Raw genomic sequence first — 20,491 nt, forward strand, 5'->3', positions numbered from 1 at the left:
TTCTTTGTATCTATTTTATCATGCTATATTAAAATCATCGCTTTCTAAACTTGATTTCATTAAAAATTTTGAATTTTCTGCATCATTTGGATAAAGAAAAAGACTGCTAAGCAATCTTTACTTTTTTCTCATCAGATTCATGCCTAAAATTCCAGCAATAATCAAAGTTGCTCCGATGACATGGTAGCTATAAATTGGTTCGTGGAGGATAAGGGCTCCGGCTAGAATGGTCAAAACTGTTCCAAGATTACCAAAGACACTGACGGTTGATGCCTCGAGGCGAACGATAGCATAGATAGAGAGACTACCAGTCACAATAGAGGCTAGTATTCCCAAATAGAGGATGGAAAGCAGATAGGGTAGCTTTCCAAGCGGCTCTAAGTAGGCTAATATGTTTCCCTCTAGATAGTGCGAGGTCAGACTCAGCGTATTAAAGGTGACGAAGCCAACAAATATCACAACAGCTGTCATATCCATGGCCCGATAGCGACCTCCTTTGGACTTGCTGAGGATATTGTTTATTGCATTGGCGAGAACAGATCCCAACATCAAGACAAAGCCCAAGCTAGCAGTATCAGCACCAAAGTTCGCTCCTTTGCTAAGGAAGATGAAAACTACTCCTGCTACGGATAGAAATAAAAAGAACTTTTGAAGCAAGCTTGTCTTTTCCTTGAGAAAGACCGATGCTAGAAAGAGAGTAAAAATAGGGACAAGCGCTTGTAAAATTCCCGCTTCAGAAGACGATATATACTGTAAAGCAAAGGATTGGAAAATAAAGAAGAGGAGTGGATAGAAAAGACTCATAGGCAGAATTGAAAGGATATCTTTTCTACTTAAACTCACATTGATAAGTTTTGTTTGATGAAGGATGACCAATACCAAAGCAGCGATTGTATAGCGATGTGCTAAGTTGGTGAGAGGACTAGCATAGCCCAAAGCAATCTTAGTAAATAAAAAAGAAAAACCAATGATTGCTGAAAAGGATAAGGCTGCTAGGTATGCTTTTGTTTTCTCGTTCATAGATTGTTACTCCCTTTAAAAATAGCTATTCTCAAGATTAATTGACTAGAATTCTTTGAGACTGTCTATCCATTTTAGCATAGTAAAATCCTAGATGCTATTTCTAGGATTCCTATTTTGTACCTTCTTTCTCCCTTTATCTACAACATAGCTTAAAAAGGACTCTGCGAGTCTAATCTGCTTTTCTCGTTCTTGTCTCACAAGTTCTAACTTGTCTGCCTCTTGGAGATTCCTTACTTTGATAGCATAATCCGCGGAAACAATGGCATGTCCTCTCATATGAGCAGTTGAGATGGCTTGTACAAAAACTCTGGCAGCGTACTTAGCGATTTGATTTTGGGCATTTTTAGAGAGGAGATTTGCTGCGAAACCTGCTTTTCTCAACTCATGAGGTGAGAACTCATTTCTCAATCGTGCATCAAAAGCCTCATAAGCTTGCCGAATTATTTTATTTTTCTCACCTTCATCACCGATATCAATTAAAGATAAGAAATTTCGCGAGTTCTCTAATGCCCATCGAGCTAGTTCTTTCTGAGGAAGTCTATCCAGTATTTGTTCTAGTTCCAATCTTTTCTCAGAGTCGTCCCAAATGGCAACTTTGTAAGGACTGGGTAGGTGATTCATTTTAGTCTTATAGGCAGTTCGTTCAAACTCATTCCATGCATAGTCCTCTGGTCTCATTGCTTTCTCATTCTTTCTTACTAGCTACCGTAAGCTAGGAGAAACCTTTCATATTAGTGAAAAGAGATTACTCCTAGTTCTCTTGGAGGTTTTCCAAAAATTCTTCCAAATCTCGTTCATGCTGATACTTAATGGCAGCCTTCTTATCTTTCTCAAAGATGGTTTTGGTTAGGTCAATATCGTTGATAGCTGCAATTGCGACGGTGTAATGAATGATATCAGCCAGTTCTTTGGCTAGTTCCTCGTTTGAGTCCTGAACGCCCTTTTTTCGACCGGAGCGCCCATTCAAGACCTCGGCTACTTCTCCGACTTCCTCCACTAGCTTGATAAAGAGGCCTTCCTCAGTCCGAGACTGTTGGTAATGTTCGAGTAAATAGGCTTGTAATTGTCTAAACGTTAAATCCTTCATCTTCTCCTCCTAACAAAAAAGCGAGACATCTGTCCCGCTTTCTTTATTTTTCATCGATAACGATTCTTACTTTTTTGTCTTCAGTTGGGACAGAGTAGACAATCGTTCTTATCGCAGAAATAGTACGACCCTTACGACCGATAACACGACCGACATCGCTTTGGTCAAGATCCAAGTGATACTCCAAAAACTCTGGTGTGTCTTCGATCTTGATAGTTAAGGCATCTGGTTGTGAAATCAAGGGTTTCACAATCGCAATAATGAGATTTTCAATCGTATCCATCTGTCAACCTACTTTAAACTTATTTTGAGAATTTAGAATCGTGGAATTTCTTCAATACGCCTTCTTTTGAAAGGATGTTGCGAACTGTATCAGAAGGTTGAGCTCCATCAGCCAACCATGCAAGAACGCGGTCTTCTTTCAAAGTTACTTGGTTTTCAGCAACAAGTGGGTTGTAAGTTCCAACTGTTTCGATGAAACGTCCGTCACGTGGTGAACGTGAGTCTGCTACGTTGATACGGTAGAAAGGTTTTTTCTTAGAACCCATACGAGTCAAACGGATTTTAACTGCCATTTTTTAATGTCTCTTTTCTTATTTTTTATTTCGGTGAAATAGCTAAGCTATTTAGCACATGTTCTATTATAACAGATTTTCGAGAGGTGTCAAGAAAAAAACTTGACAGAGTTAAAAATTTTTAAATTTTTTAGAAATTTATTAGACTAATAGAGATAAATTAGAAAGAAAAAATTTATGAATACTACTTTTGATAACTACCCTGTCAAGCCCTATATCTCTCTTAATCGTGATGTCGAAGCTTGGCTACTAAATCTCAAGCCCGTTCCCAAATGACACATGGACCTATTAGCAGATGATTTACTAGCAGGAGATATCATTCTCCTATGGAGAATCAACTTTGGCACTTTTACAACCGAAACATGATTTTAAAAACTCCCATTCGAATATGATTCAAAATTCGCTTAAAATCAATGTTTTCCCACTTTTTCAGAAAACAAATTTTTATCTAATTTAAATAACTTTCAATTAAATGGTGTGAATTTTGCTTAAAATCATCAAAAACACCCCATGGTGTGAACCATGAAGTGTTGTAAATGCTGTATTGTAGCTAGTTTTTAACGTTTAGAAAACTACCTAGCTTTACGAGCTTTCTTAAAATCTGGTTTGGAAAGTATGCGTTTCAGTTGGACTAAAAACAGCGTAATATCAAGGATTTTCAGAACGATATCTACTTTTTAATTTCATAAAATATGAATCAATAAATTATAAATAGGGGAATAGTTTAGGTCTGTAATCATTAAAATAATACACCTAACTTTGGTCACCGTTTTTTAGTTATTCACTCTTTTTTCAGATAGTGTTTTTAAAGTTATGATGTAAAATGCCGCAATTAAAACACTATACATCATAATCGGAGGATAGAGAATTAAGGATAGAATCAATCCCACTCCTTTAATTATTAGGTCAGGTATCAATAACTTTCTATATTGTGCGGTAGCTTCAAGTAATTCTTTCTGATCTATATTGGGTTTATCAATTACTTTATGTAAAAACCAGTTTGCTACCGTTGAAACAATAACGATCAGTCCATAAAAGAGCTGTGCCGTATGGTTCATGAAATGACTACTAACGATTCCAGTAGCATAGGGCATAAATGAAACAAAAAATAAAAGAAACAAATTCCACCAAACAATTTGTGGGGAAATTTTCTCAACCTTTTCCCATAGTGTGTTTAGTGCCATCCATAACGATCCTAACCAGAAAAAGGAAAGAAAATAAGCAAAGAAATTTTGCCGTAAATCCCAAAAAGCTTGAAGACTTGGTGTCGTTGGTTTTTCTAATTCTAAGATTAGGATAGTCATTATAATTGCTAGAACCGCATCTGTCAATGCAATTAATCTATCTTTCTTCATCAGATTACATCACCTTTCATTTTGTAGCATTCTATCTCATCGTATAATATTTATTAATCTTAAATATTAGATATTCATTTCATACTTTGAGTACAAACAAGATACACTAAAAAACATGTATCTGTCATATTTTATTTAACTTTAGAAATATTCATCCATCTAATTAATAAATATATCATATTTCACAATAAATGACTACTATCAAAGATACATTTTCTTTCAAATTCCTCCCTTTTCAACTTGGCTAACTTGAGCTGCATTGCCTAGTTCGCTTTGTGTAATATTGTATTTTTTTCTTAAATTTTTGATACGAGTAGGTATTTCTTGTGAATAATTTTCTTCAAAAAATTTCATATATAATCCCCCTATAATCATGGAAAAGTAGAAAGTAGTAAAAATAGTTGTTATCCTAGTTGATTAAAAAAATCTCTGATTTCCTCATCTTTTATAAAATAATATATAATTTTCCCCTCTCTTCTAGTGTCCAAGATGTTTTGATTGGCTAGTTTACGAAGATGGTGGGAGGCAGATGCCATACTGAGATTTAATAAACAGGCTATATCGCAGACACAGAGTTCTTCGACGGCAAGGAGATAAAAGATGATATTTATCTGTTTATTATCGGTAAATTTTGATAAAATGCGAAGTGATTTTTGGACTTTTTCCTTTTCAAGGTAGTTCGTTGCGGTTGTAACATTTTGTTGATTTATAACATCCACTTGACAGATACTATCTTTTTTCATAATTTATTCTCCTAGCCTTACACAGCCCATAGCATGTCAAAGCTGTTGTTTTCAATCAGGATATACATCCCCAATCCTAAATAGACAACGGCAATAAACCATCTGCTATATTTTTCCAAAGTTTCTCCAACAGAAGGGACTTGTGCTAATTTTTGGGCAGAAAAAACCAAGAGATAAATCAGGACTAGAAAAGTAAGTAAAGTCACTATCAAATTCGCTAAATTTAAGGTGGTAAAATATGGGACAAAGACACCAATATTGTCAGCGCCACAACTTGCAAAAGTGATCATAGCGACTAGAAAAATCAGGTTTTTATTGTCTTTTCGCAAACCATCTTTTGCAATAGCTTCTCCATCAGAATCTCCTAAAAGCAAAACTTTGAGCCCTAGGAAAATTGGAATCAAACCGAGCAAACCTAAAATCTCTTTACTAGGAATATAATTTAAGACAAATGCAAAAAGTAAACTTAGCAATATTAGACTAACAGAGCCTAGAAATTGTCCTAAATAGATGTTAATGATGTCTTTTCTGCTTTTTCTTTTGGCAAAAAATAACATTAGGATAATAAGTAAGTCTACGGCTGTCCCAGAATACAGGATTATTGAAGTAACAACATTTTGAATCATAAAACACCTCATTCAAATATATTTTTGAATGAATTTTAACATTAAACTTTGTAGATGTCAACTTCAGCTCCATCAAAGTATAGATAAGAAGGTAGAGATTAGACTGAAATATAGTGATATGTATTAAAATTGAAAAAAGAAAAAACGCTTGAAATCAGAGTTTTTCTTATGTATTGATTCGTATTGAATGCTTACTTCACTTCTGTAAAAATTAACTTCTACACCTACAAAGCCTATTCTGACAGACTTTATAAAAGCCTAAGAAAAAAAGTAGAGATTCATACAGTGTCTAGATTTTCCAAAAATTCTTTATCATCAAATATTATTAACGAAACTATCAAACCAAATACGATGCATTGCTTCAAAGAATTCTTTAGTTGTTTGACTAGCGAGGTCTTTAATTAAAAAATTTTTTCAAATAATTGCCACATTGACACATAAATTCTTGCTTTATAAATTTAAGTGTGATATATTTATAACACAAAAAAGGAGTCTATCATGAAAAAAAGTCAAAAAATGCGTGGCCTCATTGCAATGATTGCCGTAGCTCTCTTTATTGATTTTATTGTTTTATTTGGTTCTAATCTTAGTTGGGGACCCAAGTTAGTTATTGCTGGTATTTCAGTATCAGGTCAAATTGTAGCTATTTGGAGCTGGCTACATATGAAACCATGGCCTCATAAGAGTCAGAAAGGTAAGGGAAAGATTATTTTTGACTTGTCTGCTAAGCTTTACACGATACTTTTGTTTGCAGCAAGCATTTTTTATACAGTAGGGATTTGGGTTGCGACCCCAAGCGAAAGTTCTGGTATTAAAGAATGGATTTTGGGAATTGGCCTCGTTATTGAAGTGATTGTATTTGGTTTTTTCTCTTTAAAAAATGTCAAGGAAACTCCGGACGAACGCTTTTATGCTAATTTAGCAAAGGCAGCTAGCTTAATGTTTGTTTTTATACTAGGCGCACTGATGATCCTAGCAGTTATCATTGGGTATATGGGGTCTCTCACTCTTTACATGGGACAGATATTTATTAGCATAGCTGCCTTGATTTGCATCTTTTCGGTTGTCTATCTTATCTTGGAACGTAGAGGATAAGCATGGCCAAAGAAAGCAAAATTATTACTAATCTCAAATCTGTTCGTGAGTCCACAGGCATGACCCAGCAGGAGTTAGCCGACCTCATCGGCATGCGACGCGAGACAATTCTGCACTTGGAAAATAACCGTTACAACCCTTCGCTGGAAATGGCTCTTAAAATTGCTCAAGTTTTTAATCTTAAAGTAGAAGGCCTCTTTGAACTCAGACAGAAAGAGGAAGCATAATTCTTTTCGAGACCTGGTTTCCTAAATACTTTGAGTACACTTATGATATTGATACCCCAAAGCATCTAAAAACTCTGTGGAAAAAGGTTATGCTGTCATTAAGACAGCTTTTGATTCACTTGACCATCTAAATGCCACCATAAAAAAGAATATTCTGAAAAGCAAGGGAATGACAGGACTGTCTAAGATGAGGGCTCCATATTTGGACCAATCCCTTCGTGACAACTTTTCAGAAGAAGAATTAGCAAGTTACTTTTCAATTCGTGGTTACAAATTGACTCCAAAGGGGGAGCAGATACTGGAACAGTACCAGGACATTATCGACCGTCATCCAAAGAAAAATCTCTAAGCAAGCGACTTTCTGTCGGCTTCCTCTTAAACTACCTTGTCACAAATATTTGAAATCACCTCCCTTTTAGGGTACAATGATAGAAATGAATTTTTGAGAGGAAAACAATGAAAAAACTAGCAACCCTTCTTTTACTATCATCTATTGCCCTTGCAGGATGTACTAGTATCCAACGTGGTCTCCGTGGTGATGACTATGTCGACTCTAGTCTTGCAGCAGAAGAAAGCTCAAAAGCAGCTGCTCAGGCTGCCAAAGATTTGAATGACGCTTTGACCAATGAAAATGCCAACTTCCCTCAACTTTCTAAGGAAGTTGCTGAAGATGAAGCCGAAGTCATTCTCCACACAAGTCAGGGTGATATTCGCATCAAACTCTTCCCCAAACTAGCTCCTCTAGCAGTTGAAAACTTCCTCACTCACGCTAAAGAAGGCTACTATAACGGAATCACCTTCCACCGTGTCATCGATGGCTTTATGGTCCAAACTGGAGATCCTAAGGGAGATGGTACAGGGGGCCAATCCATCTGGCATGATAAGGACAAAACGAAGGACAAGGGAACTGGTTTCAAAAATGAAATCTCTCCTTACCTATACAATATCCGCGGTGCCCTTGCTATGGCTAACACTGGTCAACCAAATACCAACGGTAGCCAATTCTTCATCAACCAAAACTCGACAGATATTTCAACTAAACTTCCTACCAGCAAGTATCCTAAGAAAATCATCGAAGCCTATAAAGAAGGCGGAAATCCTAGTCTAGATGGCAAACACCCTGTCTTTGGTCAAGTCATCGATGGCATGGACGTTGTTGACAAGATTGCCAAAGCTGAAAAAGATGAGAAAGACAAACCAACGTCTGCTATCACTATCGATAGTATCGAAGTGGTGAAAGACTACGACTTCAGCAAGAAATAAACCATCAACAGATAAGGAGACGATGATATGATTCTATTTTGGGGTTCTAAAGGTTATCAGAAAGATTTGGGACATACGCAAACTGCGATCGAATGTGGTCACTGTAACAATGTCGACACGTGGGAAATTGTTGAAACAGGGCGCAAATTTACCCTCTACTGGATTCCACTTTTTCCTTATGGTAAAAGTTACTTCGTTTCTTGTCCGATTTGCCACTACGGTAAAGAAATTGAGAAATCTGAAGTTGAAAACTATTTAAATTACTAGTCAAAAAAGGCCAAGTCATTTCGACTTGGCTTTTTTAGTGCTTTTAAGTTAACTTGTTAAAGTCCCAGATTTGGTCCATCCAGCCTTCATAGAAGTCTGGCTCGTGGCAAACCATGAGGATTGAACCCTTATACTCTTTCAGAGCACGTTTGAGTTCATCCTTGGCATCCACATCTAGGTGGTTGGTTGGCTCGTCCAGCACTAAAACGTTGTTTTCACGGTTCATCAAGAGACAGAAACGCACCTTGGCCTGTTCCCCACCTGACAAGACCTGAATCTGACTTTCGATATGTTTGGTTGTCAAGCCACAACGAGCAAGGGCTGCACGGACTTCTGCTTGATTGAGTGCTGGAAAGGCATTCCAGACCGCTTCTAGAGGCGTCTGACGATTGCCCCCTTCTACTTCCTGCTCAAAGTAGCCAAGTTCTAGATAGTCGCCACGTTCGACTTCTCCAGCAATTGGTGGAATAATGCCCAAGAGAGACTTCAAGAGGGTTGTTTTCCCGATACCATTGGCTCCAATAATGGCAACCTTTTGATTGCGTTCAAAGGTGAGGTTTAATGGTTTGGTAAGTGGACGGTCATAACCAATCTGTAAGTCCTTGGCTTGGAAGATAAATCGCCCTGGCGTACGAGCCGGTTTGAAATCAAAGGATGGCTTTGGTTTCTCGCTTTGGAGTTCGATAATATCCATCTTATCCAATTTCTTCTGACGGGACATGGCCATATTACGTGTTGCAACACGAGCTTTGTTTCGAGCGACAAAGTCCTTTAGTTCCGCTATCTCTTTCTGCTGACGTTCGTAAGCTGCCTCCAGCTGAGATTTCTTCATGGCATAAACTTCTTGGAACTGGTAGTAATCACCAGAGTAACGCGTCAGCTGTTGATTTTCCACATGATAGACGATATTAATCACATCATTGAGGAAAGGAATATCGTGCGAAATCAAGACAAAGGCATTCTCATAGTTTTGGAGATAACGCTTAAGCCAGTCAATGTGTTCAGCATCCAAGTAGTTGGTTGGCTCGTCAAGCAACAAAATATCTGGTTTTTCAAGGAGAAGTTTAGCCAAAAGGACCTTGGTTCTTTGTCCACCTGATAATGCTGTTACATCCGTATCCATGCCAAAGTCCATGACACCAAGGGCACGCGCCACTTCATCAATCTTAGCATCCAAGGTATAGAAATCACGACTCTCCAAACGGTCTTGGAGTTCGCCAACTTCTTCCATGAGTGCATCGATATCCGCTCCGTCTTCGGCCATTTCCATATAGAGGTCATTGATACGTGCTTCTGCTTTGAAAAGCTCATCAAAGGCTGTACGGAGCACATCACGAACAGTTTGACCTTCAGCCAGAACTGAGTGTTGATCCAGGTAACCAGCAGTCACATATTTGGACCACTCAACTTTCCCTTCATCTGGTAACATCTTACCAGTTACGATGCTCATAAAGGTTGATTTCCCTTCACCATTGGCACCGACCAGACCGATATGTTCACCCTTGAGGAGACGGAAGGACACATCTTCAAAAATTGCACGGTCACCAAAACCATGACTCAGATTTTTAACTTCTAAAATACTCATTTTAATTCCTTATCTTGTTTTTATGCAGTCCTTTATAGAGGAGCCAAGCCAAATAGCCTCCCAGGGTATTGGTCCACAAATCATCAATCTCAAAGACGCGATTAAAGTCGAAGAAAAAATCTAAAACTAGTTGCGTACACTCAATTCCTAGACTTAGTAAAAAACTGAACAAAATCACTTTCTTAGTATTTCTTAGACCAGGCATAAGATAGAGAAGTTGGAAAATCAGTGGGAAGAGCAAGAGTATATTTAAGGCATTTTGCAAAAATATCCAGAATAGCTGCAGAAAGCTAGTCACTTCACCCAGATTCCAAAGGGAGTTTAAGGGAGTTAAAAGAAAAACCAGGCGTCCAAAAGTTTGAATACCTGGAGTTTCCACTCCTGTAGGAAGTTGAGGCTGGGGAGTGAAGCAAAAACAGACAATGCAAAGACTGTAAATAGCCACTCCCAATCTTAAGATTAATTCTCTTTTTTTAGTCATTTTATGGATTTACCGCTGCGACTGCCTTCTGGCGGTCACGTTTCATTGTATTGGAGCGTAATTGTCCACAAGCTGCATCAATATCTGTACCATGCTCTTGACGGACAACACAGTTGACCCCTTTTTTCTTGAGGGTATCGTAGAAGGCCATCACGCGCTCTTTAGGACTACGGCTATATTGGTCATGCTCACTAACAGGGTTATAAGGAATCAAGTTTACATAAGACAATTTCTTGATGTTCTTGAGCAACTCCGCCAACTCCAAGGCTTGTTCTACACTATCATTGACTTCATTGAGCATGATATATTCAAAGGTCATACGGCGATTGGTTGTTTCGATATAGTACTCAATAGCTGCAAAGAGCTTTTCAATCGGAAAGGCACGGTTGATCTTCATGATGCTTGAGCGCAATTCATTATTGGGTGCGTGAAGAGACACAGCCAGATTGACCTGTACGCCTTCATTAGCAAAGTCACGAATTTTATGGGCCAAACCTGAGGTTGAAACCGTGATGTGACGAGCACCGATAGCCATCCCCTTGTCATCATTGACGGTACGGACAAAATTCAAAACATTGTTGTAGTTATCAAATGGTTCACCAATTCCCATGACAACGATATGGCTGACACGTTCGTCCTGACCACGCTCATCAAAGTATTTCTGAACCAGCATAATCTGCGCTACGATTTCCCCGTTATTAAGATCGCGTTGCTTCTTAATCAAGCCTGATGCACAGAAGGTACAACCAATATTACAGCCAACCTGAGTGGTCACACAGACTGACAAACCGTAGTGTTGACGCATGAGTACTGTCTCAATCAACATCCCATCTGGCAACTCGAAAAGATACTTAACAGTACCGTCAGCCGACTCTTGTACGATGCGTTGTTTCAATGGATTTACCACAAACTGGTCATTGAGCTTGGCAATCAAATCCTTGGAAAGGTTGGTCATTTCTTCAAATGACTGGACACGTTTACGGTAGAGCCATTCCCAGATTTGATCTGCTCGGAATTTCTTTTCTCCTTGTTCTAATACCCATTCTTGCATGGTTTGACGTGTTAAACTATAAATAGACGGTTTCATCTCTTCTCCTTATTCTCTATCTATTTCTGACGAATGACAAAATGGCGCTGTCCCTTGTCCTCTTTCTGAGACTTTTGATCCTTATGACGACGTCTATTTCTCTTATCCGCATTTGGTTTTCTCTTGTTTTGCGAAGGTTTCTTGCCTCTTCTAGGAAGGTTTTCCTCCTCCTTTTTACGCATTTTCTTGTCAAATGAAGCCCGCTTAGGTGCTTGGTTTTCTAGAACAAAATAGGCACAACCATAACTACAGTACTCCAAAAGATAGTCCTGTAAGCGACTGATTTTTTCAATTTTTTCCTCTGTTCGATCGTCTTTGTAAAAACCACGTAGGCGGAGCTGTTCATTACTCCAGTCCCCCACGACATAATCAAACTTGGTCAACACTTCTGAGAAGCGTTGATTAAAGACTGTCACATCGAAGGCATCCTTGATATTTTCAACCAAGGTAAAAGCAATCCCTTCAGTCTCAACCTTATCCCCATTCACATGAAATTCTGGGCCAGGAAACTTGTTATAGTTGTATAATTCAGGTGCAATTTCTTTACGCATAGTCTTCCTTTTCCATGATTACTTAACACTCTATTTTACCATATTTTCTACAAGTTGGCACGAATATCCTTTAAATGAAAAAAGTCTGACGATTTTGTCAGACTTCTGCTTTATAACCTTAAAAAGAGAAGATTGACTCTTCCCTCCATATTTTTTATTTAGCTGCTGCGTAAAGCTCATCTACTTTTTTCCAGTTAATCACTGAGAAGAAAGCTTTGATATAGTCAGGACGAACATTGCGGTATTTCACATAGTAAGCATGTTCCCAAACGTCCAAGCCCAAGATTGGTTTTTTACCTTCTGAGATTGGTGTGTCTTGGTTTGCTGTTGAAATCACTTCAAGCTTCCCTTCTTTGTTAACAACCAACCAAGCCCATCCAGAACCAAAGCGAGTTGTAGCTGCTGCAGTGAAGGCTGCTTGGAATTCTTCGAAAGAACCGAAAGCTTCATTGATTGCTGCTGCAAGTTCTGCTGAAGGGGCTGTTTTTTCAGGAGTCATCAATTCCCAGAAAAGAGCGTGGTTCAAGTGTCCACCACCATTGTTGATAAGCGCTTGGCGGATATCAGCTGGGATAGATTCTACATCAGCAAGCAAAACTTCAAGGTCTTCACCGATTTCAGGGTGTTTGTCAAGAGCTGCATTTGCATTGTTGACATAAGTTTGATGGTGTTTGTCATGGTGCAAGTGCATTGTTTCTGCATCGATGTATGGTTCCAAAGCGTCGTATGCGTATGGAAGGTCTGGTAAGATAATAGCCATCTGTAATACCTCTTTTTCTTTCTATATGAAAATGATAACGCAATCATCCTCTTTTTTCAAGTTTTTTGCTCAATTTGCTTCTGCCGCGATCTGCAAAAGTGCCTTTTCAAACAGGTAGCCTTTTTCATAGACACCTGTCTTAATCTGGTAGTCTGTTTCAATCAAATAAGAAATCGATCGCTTGAGAAAATCTAAGGAAATCCCTCTCGAATCTCTCAGTGCAAACTTGATTTGATAAGGATTAGGATTGCGCCCCAAGTAAGTTCCCAAACTGCTTACAATCTGCGATTCCGTCTGACCAGATTCTGATAAAATCTTCACTTGGGTAAAGGTACGAAACTGTCCTAACATGACAGCTATGAGCTTGATTTCATCCTCCCCTTGCAAGGTCAAGTCTCTAACCAGGTCACGGGCCTGATCGATCTTTTTGCCCAAGATAAGCTGAGTCAAATCAAAAATATTGTCCTGCAGAGTCTTTGGAATAGCCTCGACAATATCCTTCTCCTCTATCATGCCATCTGACTTATAAGACTGTAAAAAGAGGAGATTTTTCTGGATTTCGCTAAACTGAAAACCAGACTTGATGAGTAGATTTTCAAAAGACTTTTCCGCAAACTGCAAACCTTGTTTTTGGCTCCATTTTTGGAAATATTGGCGGAGTTCTTGTTCCTTGGGTTCAATAGCATCAAAGACAGTCGCATCTCGTTTGAGCAATTTGACCAGCCGTCTCTTACTATCTAGCTTTCCTTCTGCAAATATCAATAACTTGGTTGTTGGCGAAGGGTTATCAAGGTATGCCTCAAACGACTTGAGCTCATCATCCGCTAAAAATCGTTTCTTGGCTGTTGTGATATCGACAAAATGGTCTAATATCACGATTTTCTCATCCGCAAAGAAGGGGAGACTGACCAGCTCCAACTCTAAGTCTTTATAAGCTACTTCTTTCATATCAAAGTAAGCAAAGTTGAGATCAGCTGGATCATAACCAATCTGTTTCAACACTTGACTCTTCATAACTTCAAACTGACCCTGGTCTGTCCCAGTAAATAGATTCAAGCTAGATAGATTTGATAACGTCAACTTCTGACTCTCTTCTATGGCTAGCATCTTCTCTCCTTTCTTCTGATTTTTTATTAAACTTAATCAATATAGCGTAATTTCCCACGGAAATCTTCTAGTCTCTCGTACCCTTTTTCCTCCATAATAGCTTTCAGTTCATTGGTAATGCGTTCAAAAGCACCTACGCCTTCTTTGTGAAGAGTAGTTCCTACTTGCACCATACTCGCACCGCAGAGGATATGTTCAAAGGCATCACGACCCGTAAGAACGCCACCCGTTCCGATGATTTGGATTTGGGGATTTAAACGTTGGTAAAAGGCGTGCACATTCGCTAGAGCAGTCGGTTTGATATACTCTCCACCAATGCCTCCAAAACCGTTTTTAGGGCGAATAACGACAGACTCATCTTCGATATAGAGACCATTCCCGATAGAGTTAACACAGTTAACAAATTTGAGTGGATACTTGTTAAAAATAGCTGCCGCTTGGTCAAAGTGGACAATATCAAAATATGGTGGCAACTTGATTCCAAGAGGTTTGGTAAAGTAGGCAAATACCTCTGACAAGATACGGTCTGTTGTTTCAAAATCATAGGCAATCTGAGGTTTTCCTGGAACGTTTGGACAAGAGAGATTAAGCTCTGTCAGTCCTTTGAATTCACTCTCTTGAACTTTTTTCAAGATGGCATGTGTTTCTTCTGGAGACATGCCAACTAAAGATAGGAAGAAAGTTCGGTTTGGCTCTTTTTCTTGCAAGTCCAAAAGATAGTCCAGATAGTAGTCTAAGCCATTATTTGGTAAGCCCATGGAGTTGATAGAACCAAGTGGAACATCCTGATAACGTGGTTCAGGATTCCCCTGACGAAAGTCCAAGGTCGCTGTCTTTGTGACAAAGGTTCCCGCCGCTGAGTTTTTGACTCCTTCAAGCTCTTCTATCGTCATACAAGCCACACCTGCTGCATTCATCAAGCAATTATCAAACTCAAAGCCAGCTATTTGTGTTTTCGTTGATACCATGATTCTGATCCTCCAGATTCCTTTTATTTCTAATATTATACCATACTTTAAGATTTTCTCTTTGAGAAACTAATTTCTATATAAAACGTTCGGTTTTGTAAATTGAAAGAATTTTTAGAAAATTTCTGTTTTTTTCTTTACACTCAAAAAAAATTCTGCTATAATGGCTCATGTAATAAAATATAACAACAAAAAGGAGAACGATATGACATCTGCTAAAGACTATATCCAAAGCGTGTTTGCAACTGTGAAAGCTCGTAACGGGCATGAGGCTGAATTTCTCCAGGCGGTTGAAGAATTCTTCAGCACTTTGGAACCTGTATTTGAAAAACATCCTGAGTATATCGAAGAAAACATCTTGGCACGTATCACTGAGCCTGAGCGCGTGATTTCTTTCCGTGTTCCTTGGGTGGACCGTGAGGGAAAAGTCCAAGTCAACCGTGGTTACCGTGTTCAATTCAACTCAGCTGTTGGACCATATAAAGGCGGACTTCGTTTCCACCCAACTGTAAACCAAGGGATCTTGAAATTCCTTGGCTTCGAACAAATCTTTAAAAACGTTTTGACTGGACTTCCAATCGGTGGAGGTAAAGGTGGATCAGACTTCGATCCTAAAGGGAAGACTGATGCTGAAGTGATGCGCTTCTGCCAAAGCTTCATGACTGAATTGCAAAAATACATCGGACCATCTCTTGATGTACCTGCTGGTGATATCGGTGTTGGAGGACGTGAAATTGGTTACCTTTACGGACAATACAAACGTCTTAACCAATTTGATGCGGGTGTCTTGACTGGTAAACCTCTTGGATTTGGTGGTAGCTTGATTCGTCCAGAAGCAACTGGTTATGGATTGGTTTACTACACTGAAGAAATGCTCAAAGCTAATGGTAACAGTTTTGCTGGTAAGAAAGTGGTAATTTCAGGTTCTGGTAACGTAGCTCAATATGCTCTTCAAAAAGCGACTGAACTTGGTGCAACTGTTATCTCTGTATCTGACTCAAATGGTTATGTCATCGACGAAAATGGTATTGACTTCGATCTTTTGGTTGATGTTAAAGAAAAACGCCGTGCTCGTTTGACTGAGTATGCAGCTGAGAAAGCAACTGCTACTTACCATGAAGGTTCTGTATGGACTTACGCTGGTAACTACGACATCGCTCTTCCATGTGCGACTCAAAACGAAATCAACGGTGAAGCAGCTAAACGTTTGGTTGCTCAAGGCGTTATCTGTGTATCTGAAGGTGCTAACATGCCTAGTGACCTTGATGCGATTAAAGTCTACAAAGAAAACGGAATCCTTTACGGACCTGCCAAAGCTGCCAACGCTGGTGGTGTAGCTGTATCAGCGCTTGAAATGAGCCAAAACAGCCTTCGCCTTTCATGGACCCGTGAAGAAGTTGATGGACGCCTCAAAGACATCATGACAAACATCTTCAATACAGCTAAAACAACTGCTGAAACATACGGACTTGGTACTGACTACCTTGCAGGAGCAAATATCGCTGCCTTCGAAAACGTAACAAACGCTATGATTGCACAAGGTATTGTTTAATTAGTCGATACATCCTATCGGAGAACAAATGATGAACTTACGGCCAATGGAAGTAAGAGACAATCCAGCTGTAGCACAACTCATTCGAGCTAGCCTAGAAGAATTCGGGCTTGACAAACCAGGAACTGTCTACTTTGATTCTCATCTAGATCATTTGGCCGACTATTATCAACATCAAGAGAGAGCAGCTTACTTTGTTCTGGAAGATGAAGGACAGCTGGTTGGCTGTGGTGGCTTTGCACCTGTGTCCGATAAGATTGCTGAATTACAAAAACTGTATGTCACTAAAAACAGTCGTGGCAAAGGTTATTCCAGCCGGTTGATAAAGCGGATATTCCAGGAAGCCCGTCTAGCTGGTTATGAACAGCTTTATCTAGAAACCTCTACTGAACTGGCTACGGCTGTGGCTATCTATCAGCACTATGGTTTTACAGCATTGCAACAACCACTTACTAACGCCGCCGGCCACCCAGCTATGAATATCTGGATGATAAAATCCCTCTTATCAGATGAATAGATGTCAATATACTCTGGTCGAGTTGAGGGCATCAGTACAAATACCCTCAACACAGCTAAAACAACTTTTAAAAATGTAGCCAAGGCTATGATAGTTAAGGTATTGTTTCAATTTATTTTTCAATCCTCAATCGCTCTGATTGGGGATTTTTATATTGGTTTTAAAAAAGCTCACTATTTTTAATAGTAAGCTTAAAAATCAAAATTCACTTTACTTCTACTAAGGCAAAAGACAGGCATTCAACTATTTCATTTACTGCTTCATCTATGTCTAGCTCCTCATTATTATTCAACATCATTGGAAGAGCATAAGAAAGACTCAAAGCTAAAATATAACGAACGATTCTTTCATTTGACCAATCTCGGATAACACCATTTTCTTTAAACTGATTCAGAACTGGACTAATTGGCTTAATGATAGAGTGAACAATAACATTCCCTAACTGATCAGAAATATTTTTATCAATAAAAGAACGGCTCAAGAGAATTTTAACTTGCATTTGATTCTCCTGAATAAAGACTAGTCTATCTCGAACAATGATTCTTAAAAATAGCGGAAAAGACTCTTGGTTTGCTGTAAATTTCTTCTCAGAAAAATCAGCAATCACATCTGGAATAACTTGCTTAAGAAAAGTCGATAAAATTGCTTCTAAGATGCCTTCCTTAGTTTTAAAGTAACTAAAAACTGTCCCTTCTGAAACTCCAGCCTCCTTAGAAATAAGGCTGGCTGTTGTATTTTCAAAGCCAATTTCTGAAAATAACTTTAGACTTGATAATAATACTTGACGTTGTTTTAAACTTAAGTTGCTATTTTCTAATGTCTGAGCATACTTTTCTTCTAAACTTTCCATTACTAGCACCTCTCTTCTACTCTCTTACTTTTACAACTTTCTTACCTCGAGTGTGTCCCGACTTCAGACTACGATATGCCTCTCTAACAGACTTTAGAGAAAAATTATAAACCTGATCAATATTCAGCCGAATCTTCCCGCCTGAGACCATTTCTGCTAGAGTGTTCAAATCATCATATGTGGAATGTCTCGGACCCGTGAACTGGGCACCTTTTATCATAACATATGGTGAAGGTACTAGCGTTCCAATAGCCGTGCCCTTCAATCCCAAACTGAAAGCCAATTTAACATAATCACTTCCATAGCAATCCAAGAATTTTGTAATTGGCTTTGCACTTGCTGATAGAAGAGCATTCTGGATGTTCTCTTCGTAGGCTACCGGTATAGCACCTAAAGACTTCAGATAATCTGAATTTTTCTTACTCGCAATTCCAATAACTATCGCACCTTTAGCAACCGCATACTGTACTGCGATACTTCCAATACCTCCTGCTGCTGCTGAAATAACTACAACATCTTTAGAGTTTAGCTCAATCTTTCTAAAAGCACCTCCCACAGTTAGAGAGGCTACACCCATAGTAGCTGCATGCTTCATATCAATCATCTCTGGCTTCAACACAATTTCTGATTCATTGACACAAATTTCTGTTGCCAAAGCTCCCCTCTTGGTGCCTAATCCAGGGTCACTGATCATTGTTCCAAAAACCTTATCCCCTACTGCAAACCGACTTACTCCTTCACCAACTTCTGTGATAACTCCAGCAAAATCCCGACCAATACCTCTTGGAAAAAGAGATGATTTTGACTCAAACCAATGACTTGGCTTCCTTAGTTTCGTCATAAAAGATAGAAAACGAAGTGGCTTTGCACCCTCAAAAGTTTTATAATCAATAGGATTTAAACCAACTGCATAAACTTCTACCCTAACTTGATTCACTTTCAAAGAATCAGATTTAATGTTCACTAAATCTAACACTTCTTCATCACCGAAACGACTATATTGTATTGTTTGAACAACCATTGTATGAACTCCTTACACATCTAAAAAAATTGAGTGAGCACTCAATCATTTTTCTTAATTATATGCTTATTCCCCATAGATGTCAACTATACTGTTTCCAAAAGTTCTAACTAAGTTAGCTGTTCATGATAAAAATAGATCTATTTTTCCTTATGAAAGATTATCAAACTATAACTCAAAGAAATCCGACTGCTTATAATAGCAGCCGGATTTTTATATATCTAATTTTTCAAAAAATTTGCCTGTTGACTGCTTTTCTTTTAGCTTATCCAGTAGCTCATTCTCCAGAAAAGGACTTAGTTCGTCAAAGTCTTGACAAAACTTAAAAACAGTCTCTCTGTCCAACTGGTCATAAGCTAGTTCGTAATAGTCCTTATGATGTTGCCAATTCTGCTCATAATTGATATCTGTTCGTTGATAGTAAACAATATTTTGCTTCTGTGTTAGAATGCTTTTCTGATCTTTGGACAATTTACTGCGACTAAAAATCTTAACACCTTGAAAAATCTTACGCTCATGGACACCTTGATTTGTGACTTTTAATTCAACTCTTTTATAGTGCATATAGTCACCTCCAAAAATTACTTTCATTATATCAGACTCTGGAAGATTTTCAAGCAAAAGTGTCATTTCCAAAAATCTTTAGTCACCTCTAAAATCTCTTCCGTTGGTGTCACAGTAGCCGCAATAATGCTCTTACCAGTCTTTTTCAGATAGGCTTGTATCAGATGATAACCATAAGCATAGCCCGCAGCATAGGGCATTCCAACTAGTATCTGACCCTGTATCTCAGCTATTTCATCACCGTAAAGATAAGGAGCCATTTCCGCCATCCCTGTTAGCTGAAGCTGACTTGAGATGATGGGCTTAATCTCCTCGGAACTAGTTGAAGTGACCCAGGATCCGATGAGCTCTTTACCATAGAGCTCAGCAGCAAAAGACTCTGCTAATCCTTCACTGACTACCCAGTCTGCTAGTGTTGTCTGTTGGTTCCATTTGATAAATTGGAAGCGAACATTGTGGTTGTACTCGTGAGCCAACGCGGCTTGCACACGTGGTAAAGTATAGTCATTCGGCAACAGACTAAGCATGAGGTATCCTGGAATTCCTCCATCTCCACTGTATCCCTTATTAAGCTGTAGCATAGGTTTTTCTGGATTGCCCAGTAAAATAGTAAAATGGTAATCCTCAACCTCTAAGTCATAGCCAGCTTGCTTAAAAAGATCTATACTCCTCTTGATAGTATCCTGACAATCTTGCCAGAGTTGATCAGAGCTCAGAGAGTCGATAGCTGGTCTATCCTTTTCCGAGAGAGTTGCGGGCAACAGATTCATAAAGCCAAGTAGAAATAGAGCATCAAAACCTCCGAGATACTTGGCTTTCAGAGGAATATGTTGAGTTTGGTATTTCGTATCAGAAGGTGCCAACATGCCAAGTGACCTAGATGCTATCAAAGTCTACAAAGAAAATGGTCTCCTTTACGGACCAGCAAAAGCAGCCAACGCTGGTGGTGTTGCTGTATCTGCTCTTGAAATGAGCCAAAACAGCCTTCGCCTCTCATGGACTCGTGAAGAAGTTGACGGCCGCCTCAAAGACATCATGACCAATATCTTTAACACAGCTAAAACAACCGCTGAAACTTACGGTCTTGGTACTGACTACCTTGCAGGAGCAAATATCGCTGCCTTTGAAAATGTAGCCAATGCTATGATTGCACAAGGTGTTGTCTAAGAAATATGCTAAAAACCTCA

General features: G+C 38.9%; 26 protein-coding genes and 4 pseudogenes. 10 read left to right on the top strand and 20 right to left on the bottom strand.

The window, feature by feature from the left end:
- Window positions 1-117 precede the first annotated feature (117 nt).
- From HF881_RS02050 to rpsP, 5 genes are all read right to left on the bottom strand, one after another.
- Window positions 118-1,020 carry a DMT family transporter gene (locus HF881_RS02050; RefSeq protein ID WP_169446233.1) on the bottom strand — a complete coding sequence of 301 codons (903 nt, stop codon included), beginning with the start codon at window positions 1,018-1,020 and terminating at the stop codon, window positions 118-120.
- Window positions 1,021-1,110: 90 nt separating this feature from the next.
- Window positions 1,111-1,701, bottom strand: a complete 591-nt coding sequence (locus HF881_RS02055) for a putative immunity protein (RefSeq protein ID WP_169446234.1) — start codon at window positions 1,699-1,701, stop codon at window positions 1,111-1,113.
- 73 nt (window positions 1,702-1,774) lie between these two features.
- The gene (locus HF881_RS02060; protein WP_169446235.1) at window positions 1,775-2,110 is read right to left on the bottom strand and encodes a MazG nucleotide pyrophosphohydrolase domain-containing protein; all 336 of its coding nucleotides are present in this window, start codon (window positions 2,108-2,110) and stop codon (window positions 1,775-1,777) included.
- A 43-nt stretch (window positions 2,111-2,153) separates the two neighbouring features.
- Entirely contained in the window at window positions 2,154-2,393 is a 240-nt protein-coding gene (kphA, locus tag HF881_RS02065; RefSeq protein ID WP_000379617.1) for an RNA-binding protein KphA, read from the bottom strand.
- Window positions 2,394-2,412: 19 nt separating this feature from the next.
- Window positions 2,413-2,685: a 30S ribosomal protein S16 gene (gene rpsP, locus HF881_RS02070; protein ID WP_000268760.1), complete on the bottom strand. Its 273-nt coding sequence runs from the start codon at window positions 2,683-2,685 to the stop codon at window positions 2,413-2,415.
- A 177-nt stretch (window positions 2,686-2,862) separates the two neighbouring features.
- Between rpsP and HF881_RS02075 the strand changes: the two are divergent.
- Window positions 2,863-3,051, top strand: a pseudogene (locus tag HF881_RS02075) (hypothetical protein).
- A 407-nt stretch (window positions 3,052-3,458) separates the two neighbouring features.
- Here HF881_RS02075 and HF881_RS02085 read toward each other — a convergent pair.
- From HF881_RS02085 to HF881_RS02095, 4 genes and pseudogenes are all read right to left on the bottom strand, one after another.
- On the bottom strand, window positions 3,459-4,040 hold the full coding sequence (locus HF881_RS02085) for a TMEM175 family protein (RefSeq protein WP_000711074.1): 582 nt from the start codon (window positions 4,038-4,040) through the stop codon (window positions 3,459-3,461).
- Between the two features lie 228 nt (window positions 4,041-4,268).
- Window positions 4,269-4,394, bottom strand: a pseudogene (locus HF881_RS10460) (XRE family transcriptional regulator); the annotation flags it as partial.
- A gap of 50 nt (window positions 4,395-4,444) precedes the next feature.
- Entirely contained in the window at window positions 4,445-4,783 is a 339-nt protein-coding gene (gene cadX / locus HF881_RS02090; RefSeq protein ID WP_000711078.1) for a Cd(II)/Zn(II)-sensing metalloregulatory transcriptional regulator CadX, read from the bottom strand.
- Window positions 4,784-4,800: 17 nt separating this feature from the next.
- On the bottom strand, window positions 4,801-5,409 hold the full coding sequence (locus HF881_RS02095; protein WP_169446236.1) for a CadD family cadmium resistance transporter: 609 nt from the start codon (window positions 5,407-5,409) through the stop codon (window positions 4,801-4,803).
- Window positions 5,410-5,907: 498 nt separating this feature from the next.
- Between HF881_RS02095 and HF881_RS02100 the strand changes: the two genes are divergently transcribed.
- The 5 genes from HF881_RS02100 (at window position 5,908) to HF881_RS02120 (ending at window position 8,261) form a co-directional block, all read left to right on the top strand.
- A complete protein-coding gene (locus HF881_RS02100; protein WP_169446237.1) occupies window positions 5,908-6,504 on the top strand; it encodes a DUF3796 domain-containing protein in 597 nt (198 codons plus the stop codon).
- A 2-nt stretch (window positions 6,505-6,506) separates the two neighbouring features.
- Window positions 6,507-6,731, top strand: a complete 225-nt coding sequence (locus tag HF881_RS02105; protein WP_169446238.1) for a helix-turn-helix transcriptional regulator — start codon at window positions 6,507-6,509, stop codon at window positions 6,729-6,731.
- A gap of 76 nt (window positions 6,732-6,807) precedes the next feature.
- A complete protein-coding gene (locus tag HF881_RS02110) occupies window positions 6,808-7,080 on the top strand; it encodes a hypothetical protein (RefSeq protein ID WP_009013947.1) in 273 nt (90 codons plus the stop codon).
- A 107-nt stretch (window positions 7,081-7,187) separates the two neighbouring features.
- Window positions 7,188-7,994, top strand: a complete 807-nt coding sequence (locus HF881_RS02115; protein WP_169446239.1) for a peptidylprolyl isomerase — start codon at window positions 7,188-7,190, stop codon at window positions 7,992-7,994.
- 27 nt (window positions 7,995-8,021) lie between these two features.
- A complete protein-coding gene (locus HF881_RS02120; protein ID WP_000600214.1) occupies window positions 8,022-8,261 on the top strand; it encodes a zinc-ribbon domain-containing protein in 240 nt (79 codons plus the stop codon).
- A gap of 43 nt (window positions 8,262-8,304) precedes the next feature.
- Here the strand turns inward: HF881_RS02120 and HF881_RS02125 are convergent, their stop codons facing one another.
- The 7 genes from HF881_RS02125 to HF881_RS02155 all read right to left on the bottom strand — a co-directional run bounded on the left by HF881_RS02125 (window position 8,305) and on the right by HF881_RS02155 (window position 14,800).
- Complete coding sequence (locus HF881_RS02125) at window positions 8,305-9,846, bottom strand: ABC-F family ATP-binding cassette domain-containing protein (protein ID WP_169446240.1); 1,542 nt, start codon at window positions 9,844-9,846, stop codon at window positions 8,305-8,307.
- A 1-nt stretch (window position 9,847) separates the two neighbouring features.
- Window positions 9,848-10,327 (bottom strand): VanZ family protein, encoded by a 480-nt coding sequence (locus tag HF881_RS02130; protein WP_169446241.1) that lies wholly within the window; start codon window positions 10,325-10,327, stop codon window positions 9,848-9,850.
- A gap of 1 nt (window position 10,328) precedes the next feature.
- Window positions 10,329-11,414: a 23S rRNA (adenine(2503)-C(2))-methyltransferase RlmN gene (gene rlmN, locus HF881_RS02135; protein ID WP_169446242.1), complete on the bottom strand. Its 1,086-nt coding sequence runs from the start codon at window positions 11,412-11,414 to the stop codon at window positions 10,329-10,331.
- A gap of 20 nt (window positions 11,415-11,434) precedes the next feature.
- A complete protein-coding gene (locus HF881_RS02140; protein WP_001224366.1) occupies window positions 11,435-11,965 on the bottom strand; it encodes a YutD family protein in 531 nt (176 codons plus the stop codon).
- A gap of 154 nt (window positions 11,966-12,119) precedes the next feature.
- On the bottom strand, window positions 12,120-12,725 hold the full coding sequence (gene sodA / locus HF881_RS02145; protein WP_169446243.1) for a superoxide dismutase SodA: 606 nt from the start codon (window positions 12,723-12,725) through the stop codon (window positions 12,120-12,122).
- Between the two features lie 69 nt (window positions 12,726-12,794).
- Window positions 12,795-13,832: a DNA polymerase III subunit delta gene (gene holA, locus HF881_RS02150; protein ID WP_169446244.1), complete on the bottom strand. Its 1,038-nt coding sequence runs from the start codon at window positions 13,830-13,832 to the stop codon at window positions 12,795-12,797.
- A 32-nt stretch (window positions 13,833-13,864) separates the two neighbouring features.
- On the bottom strand, window positions 13,865-14,800 hold the full coding sequence (locus tag HF881_RS02155; RefSeq protein WP_000255166.1) for a dihydroorotate oxidase: 936 nt from the start codon (window positions 14,798-14,800) through the stop codon (window positions 13,865-13,867).
- Window positions 14,801-15,005: 205 nt separating this feature from the next.
- On the opposite strand from HF881_RS02155, the gene gdhA reads away from it, so the two are divergent.
- Genes gdhA through HF881_RS10385 form a run of 3 tightly spaced genes read left to right on the top strand, consistent with a single transcriptional unit; the run spans window position 15,006 to window position 17,052 of the window.
- Window positions 15,006-16,352, top strand: a complete 1,347-nt coding sequence (gdhA, locus tag HF881_RS02160) for an NADP-specific glutamate dehydrogenase (RefSeq protein ID WP_125441106.1) — start codon at window positions 15,006-15,008, stop codon at window positions 16,350-16,352.
- A gap of 31 nt (window positions 16,353-16,383) precedes the next feature.
- Window positions 16,384-16,869 carry a GNAT family N-acetyltransferase gene (locus tag HF881_RS02165; RefSeq protein ID WP_169446605.1) on the top strand — a complete coding sequence of 162 codons (486 nt, stop codon included), beginning with the start codon at window positions 16,384-16,386 and terminating at the stop codon, window positions 16,867-16,869.
- Window positions 16,870-17,052 carry a hypothetical protein gene (locus HF881_RS10385; protein ID WP_206283157.1) on the top strand — a complete coding sequence of 61 codons (183 nt, stop codon included), beginning with the start codon at window positions 16,870-16,872 and terminating at the stop codon, window positions 17,050-17,052. It abuts the gene before it with no gap.
- Between the two features lie 22 nt (window positions 17,053-17,074).
- On the opposite strand, the gene HF881_RS02175 is transcribed toward HF881_RS10385, so the two are convergent.
- The 4 genes and pseudogenes from HF881_RS02175 to HF881_RS02190 form a co-directional block, all read right to left on the bottom strand.
- Window positions 17,075-17,719: a TetR/AcrR family transcriptional regulator gene (locus tag HF881_RS02175; RefSeq protein WP_169446245.1), complete on the bottom strand. Its 645-nt coding sequence runs from the start codon at window positions 17,717-17,719 to the stop codon at window positions 17,075-17,077.
- Between the two features lie 16 nt (window positions 17,720-17,735).
- Window positions 17,736-18,740: an NADP-dependent oxidoreductase gene (locus tag HF881_RS02180; protein ID WP_169446246.1), complete on the bottom strand. Its 1,005-nt coding sequence runs from the start codon at window positions 18,738-18,740 to the stop codon at window positions 17,736-17,738.
- A 213-nt stretch (window positions 18,741-18,953) separates the two neighbouring features.
- Window positions 18,954-19,304, bottom strand: coding sequence for an EXLDI protein (locus tag HF881_RS02185; RefSeq protein WP_169446247.1), 351 nt, complete (start codon window positions 19,302-19,304; stop codon window positions 18,954-18,956).
- A gap of 62 nt (window positions 19,305-19,366) precedes the next feature.
- Window positions 19,367-20,170 (bottom strand): annotated as a pseudogene (locus HF881_RS02190) (DUF2268 domain-containing protein); the annotation flags it as partial.
- Between HF881_RS02190 and HF881_RS02195 the strand changes: the two are divergent.
- Window positions 20,151-20,471, top strand: a pseudogene (locus HF881_RS02195) (NADP-specific glutamate dehydrogenase); the annotation flags it as partial. The pseudogenes HF881_RS02190 and HF881_RS02195 overlap by 20 nt on opposite strands.
- Window positions 20,472-20,491 lie beyond the last annotated feature (20 nt).

The organism is Streptococcus sp. WB01_FAA12, assembly GCF_012843315.1.
Lineage (GTDB): Bacteria > Bacillota > Bacilli > Lactobacillales > Streptococcaceae > Streptococcus.